This window comes from Pseudomonas sp. K5002 (assembly GCF_013386655.1).
Classification (GTDB): domain Bacteria; phylum Pseudomonadota; class Gammaproteobacteria; order Pseudomonadales; family Pseudomonadaceae; genus Aquipseudomonas.
The window spans coordinates 1-4,314 of record NZ_JACARK010000949.1; the positions used below are offsets into that span (position 1 = coordinate 1).

The 4,314-nt window shown below is 62.4% G+C and carries 4 protein-coding genes; 2 read left to right on the plus strand and 2 right to left on the minus strand.

Annotated elements, in window-relative coordinates:
- Positions 1 to 66: 66 nt before the first annotated feature.
- Both mapR and HX846_RS31535 read left to right on the plus strand, forming a co-directional pair.
- Positions 67 to 1,476, plus strand: coding sequence for a GntR family transcriptional regulator MpaR (gene mapR / locus HX846_RS31530; protein ID WP_003207510.1), 1,410 nt, complete (start codon positions 67 to 69; stop codon positions 1,474 to 1,476).
- A 188-nt stretch (positions 1,477 to 1,664) separates the two neighbouring features.
- The gene (locus HX846_RS31535; protein WP_008435173.1) at positions 1,665 to 2,036 is read left to right on the plus strand and encodes a hypothetical protein; all 372 of its coding nucleotides are present in this window, start codon (positions 1,665 to 1,667) and stop codon (positions 2,034 to 2,036) included.
- A 49-nt stretch (positions 2,037 to 2,085) separates the two neighbouring features.
- Here HX846_RS31535 and HX846_RS31540 read toward each other — a convergent pair whose 3' ends face one another.
- Both HX846_RS31540 and HX846_RS31545 read right to left on the minus strand, forming a co-directional pair.
- Positions 2,086 to 2,832, minus strand: a complete 747-nt coding sequence (locus HX846_RS31540) for an SDR family oxidoreductase (protein ID WP_008435175.1) — start codon at positions 2,830 to 2,832, stop codon at positions 2,086 to 2,088.
- Between the two features lie 72 nt (positions 2,833 to 2,904).
- Positions 2,905 to 4,314 (minus strand): bifunctional diguanylate cyclase/phosphodiesterase (locus HX846_RS31545; RefSeq protein ID WP_178966899.1); only part of this gene is annotated, 1,410 nt, incomplete at its 5' end.

Genomic DNA, 4,314 nt, shown 5'->3' on the forward strand with positions numbered 1-4,314 from the left:
GCAAGCCCGCTCCCACCGTTTGATCTGTGTTCAATCAGCAAAATCTGTTCAAAGCACTGAGCCCCAATGAAACGCTACGAGAAATTCGCCGACGACATCGCAGAACTGATCCGCTCCGGCGTGCTCGGGCCCGGCCAGCGCGTGCCTTCGGTGCGTTATGCCAGCCAGACCTACGGTGTCAGCCCGTCCACGGTGTTCCAGGCCTACTACCTGCTGGAGCGACGCGGGCTGATCCGCGCCCGGCCGCGCTCCGGGTACTTCGTCAACACCCATGCGCCCAGCCCGTTTTCCGAGCCGGTGGTGAGTGCCCATGTGCACGAGTCCACCGAGGTGGACGTCAGCGAATTGGTGTTCTCGGTGCTCGATTCCATCAAGGACCCGCAAACCGTGCCCTTCGGCTCGGCCTTCCCCAGCCCGACGCTGTTCCCGCTGCAACGCCTGGCCCGTTCCCTGGCCAGCGCCAGCCGGGAAATGGACCCGCGCATGGTGGTCACCGACATGTCGCCGGGCAACCCGCAACTGCGCCGGCAAATTGCCTTGCGCTACATGGTGGGCGGGCTGATGCTGCCCATGGAAGAACTGTTGATCACCAACGGCGCCCTTGAAGCACTGAACCTGTGCCTGCAAGCCGTGACCGAGCCGGGCGACCTGGTGGCCATCGAAGCACCGGCGTTCTACGCCAGCCTGCAAATCCTCGAGCGCCTGAAACTCAAGGCGGTGGAAATCCCCGTACACCCACGCGATGGCATCGACCTCAAGGTGCTGGCGCAAAGCCTGGAGCGTTACCCGATCAAGGCCTGCTGGTGCATGACCAGTTTCCAGAACCCGATGGGCGCAACCATGCCCGAGGCCCGGAAACAGGAACTGGTGGAGTTACTGCGCAGCCACCAGGTGCCGCTGATCGAAGACGACGTGTACGCCGAGTTGTACTACGGTCAACAGGCGCCCAAACCGGCGAAGGCGTTCGACACCGAAGGCCTGGTGATGCATTGCGGCTCGTTCGCCAAGAGCCTGGCTCCGGGCTACCGCATCGGCTGGGTCGCCGCCGGACGTTATGCGCAGAAGATCGAGCGGCTGAAGTTGATGACGTCGCTGTGTGCCTCGATGCCCGCCCAGGCGGCGATTGCCGATTACCTGCAACACGGCGGGTACGACCGGCACCTGCGTAAATTGCGTTACGCGCTGGAAGAACAGCAAAGCGCCATGCTCGCCGCCATCGCGCGCTATTTCCCGGCGCAGACACGGGTCAGCCAGCCTGCCGGCGGGTACTTCCTGTGGCTGGAATTGCCGGAACAAACCGACTCGTTGAAGTTGTTCCAGATGGCGCTGGCCCAGGGCATCAGCATCGCACCGGGACCGATCTTCTCGCCGACACAGCGCTTCAGGAACTGCATTCGCTTGAACTACGGCAGCCCGTGGGATGAGTCGTGTGAGAAGGCGATGGAGACGCTGGGGAAGATTGTGCGGTCGTTTTAACCTACGGATGGGAACCGTAGCCGGGCTAAGAACCACACAGGAGTGCGCTATTTCTTACGATAGAAAGAGCGCATTCACTTGGTTCACATCAGAGATGCCTTATGACTATTTCTTCAGCTGCCGGCCTGCGACCCCTTCCCGTTCCTCCCCACTATATGCGTGCCGCAGAGCAGCAACAGGTGCGCGAAATGACAGGCGCTACCGGGCGCCCCGCGGGAGATCATCGATCGAGTGACCAGATTACCGAACAAAGCCCTGTGCTGAAGAACTTCCTGGATAACCGCGACCACTACGAAGTGAGCGATGACCTGAAGCGCCAGGTGGGTGACTGGAGCGCGGCCAACCAAGACCCGGACTCTCGCGCCGACGCCACCTACAACCTGGATAAGGTACTGCGATTTATCGACAACGTGGACGATCTCAAATTAAGCGCCAGCCATAGCCGCAACGGTGTCCTGGACGGTTTTTCGAATCACGGCTACGCCATTCATCCAGACTCGGAGGCCAGCCTGCTCAAGGCGTTTTCCCTCAGGGGCTATGAAGCGCTGCGCGGCGCCTGATACCTGGGCTGTGGCGAGCGGCGTGCCCCTCACCACAGGCGGTACAAAACTAACGACCGCCCGCCAGGTCAAGAAAGGTTCCCGTCGCATAGGACGCCTTGTCCGAGAGCAGCCAGATAATCCCTTCCGCGACTTCCTCTGCACGCCCGCCACGGGCCATGGGGATGCCCGGCTCAAGCTTGCTGACCCGATCCGGGTCGCCGCTCAGGGCGTGGAAGTCGGTGAAAATAAACCCGGGACGCACGCCATTGACCCGGATCCCCTCGCCCGCCACTTCCTTGGAGAGCCCGAGAGTGAAGGTATCCAGCGCGCCCTTGGACGCGGCGTAATCCACATATTCCCCCGGCGAGCCCAACCGCGCGGCGGCCGATGAAACGTTGACGATGCTGCCGCCCTGCCCGCCATGCTTGGGCGACATGCGCAGCAGCGCATGCTTGGCACACAGGATCGGCCCCAACACATTGGTCCTGAGGGTCTTCAGGATGCGGAACTCGGACATCTCATCGACCCGCGACTTGTGCCCGACGGTACCTGCGTTGTTGACCAGTGCCGTCACCCGGCCCAGTTCGGTATCGACCCGGTGGAACAGGCCAATCACTTCGTCTTCAATGCTGACATCAGCCCGCACGGCAATCGCCTGGGCGCCGAGGGCACGCACTTGCTCAAGTACGCGGTGGGCGGCGTCTTCATCGGCCTGGTAATTGATACAGATGCGATAGCCCTGGGCGGCGGCCAGCAGCGCCGTGGCGGCGCCGATCCCACGACTGCCACCGGTGATGACGACGACTTTGTCCATGTGTAAGGTCTCCTGGTTCAACGTGAGCTGATGGATCCAATACTACCTGCGCCCTGCAGGTTTTGCATGGGCTCACATCACCGAATGCACACTCACCACCTGCTCGGCGCGCTGGATGTCGGCCATGAAACCCTCGGCCGGCAACGGATGCCCCAGCAGATACCCCTGAAGCGAATCGCAGCCCAGCCGGGTGAGGAAGCTCTGCTGTGAGTCGGTCTCTACACCCTCGGCCACAATACGCAGGCCCAGGGCCTGACCGAGGGCAACGATGGCCGAGACGATGGCGGCGTCGTCGCTGTCGTGCTCCAGGTCACGCACAAATCCCCGGTCGATCTTCAACTCATTGGCCGGCAGGCGCTTGAGGTACATCAGGCTCGAATAGCCGGTACCGAAGTCGTCGATGGACAGGTCGACGCCCATGTCCGAAAGCTTCTGCAACACCGTCATGCTCGCGTCGGCATCGCTCATGGCGGTGGTTTCGGTGATTTCCAGGGTCAGGCTGTTGGCTGGCAAGCGGTGGCGTTCCAGGGCAGCGGCGACACTCTTGACCAGCCCGGCGTGGCAGAACTGCAACGCCGACAGGTTCACGGCAATGCGCCAGTCGTGATAGCCCTGGGCATACCACACCTGCATCTGGCGGCAGGCTTCGTTGAGTACCCATTCGCCGATGGGGATGATCAGCCCGGTCTTTTCCGCCAGCTCGATAAACTTGTCCGGCAACAACAGGCCTTGTTGCGGGTGCTCCCAGCGCAGCAGCGCCTCGGCACCGACCGGGCGGCCGCTGATGGCGTCGAACTTGGGCTGGTAATAAAGCCGGAACTGCTCGTGCTCCACGGCATTGCGCAAGTCCTGCAGCAGTTGCAGTTGCTTGCGCGCATTGGTGTTCATCGACACGTCGAAAAAGCTGTAGCCGTTCTTGCCCATGCCCTTGGCGTGATACATCGCCGCGTCGGCGTTCATCAGCAGTTCCTGGGGCGTGGCGCCATTGCCGGGGAACAGTGCGATGCCGATGCTGGCGGAGATTTTCAGCTCATGCTCGGCGACGTGGAAGGCCTGGTTGATCATGCCCACCTGGCGCTCGGCCAGGCGCAACGCATCGTCGGGCTGGCCCAATTGCACCAGCAATACAAACTCGTCACCGCCGATGCGGGCCAGGGTGTCCTGGCTGCGCAAGTCTTCGCGCAGGCGCAGGCCGACTTGCTGCAACAGCTGGTCGCCCATGTGGTGACCAAAAGCGTCATTCACCGGCTTGAAGCCGTCCAGGTCGATAAACATCAGCGCGAAGCAGCCGCCCTCTTCGTTCACCCGCTGTATCGCCTGCTGGATCCGGTCGGCGAGCAGGGTGCGATTGGGCAAGCCGGTGAGCATGTCGTGCAGGGCCAGGTGGGTGAGTTCCTGGTTGGCCTGGGTCAGGGAGTCGGCCAACACCGCGGTGCGGGCTTCCAGGCGGGCATCGGCCAGGGAGGTCAGCAGCGCGATGAT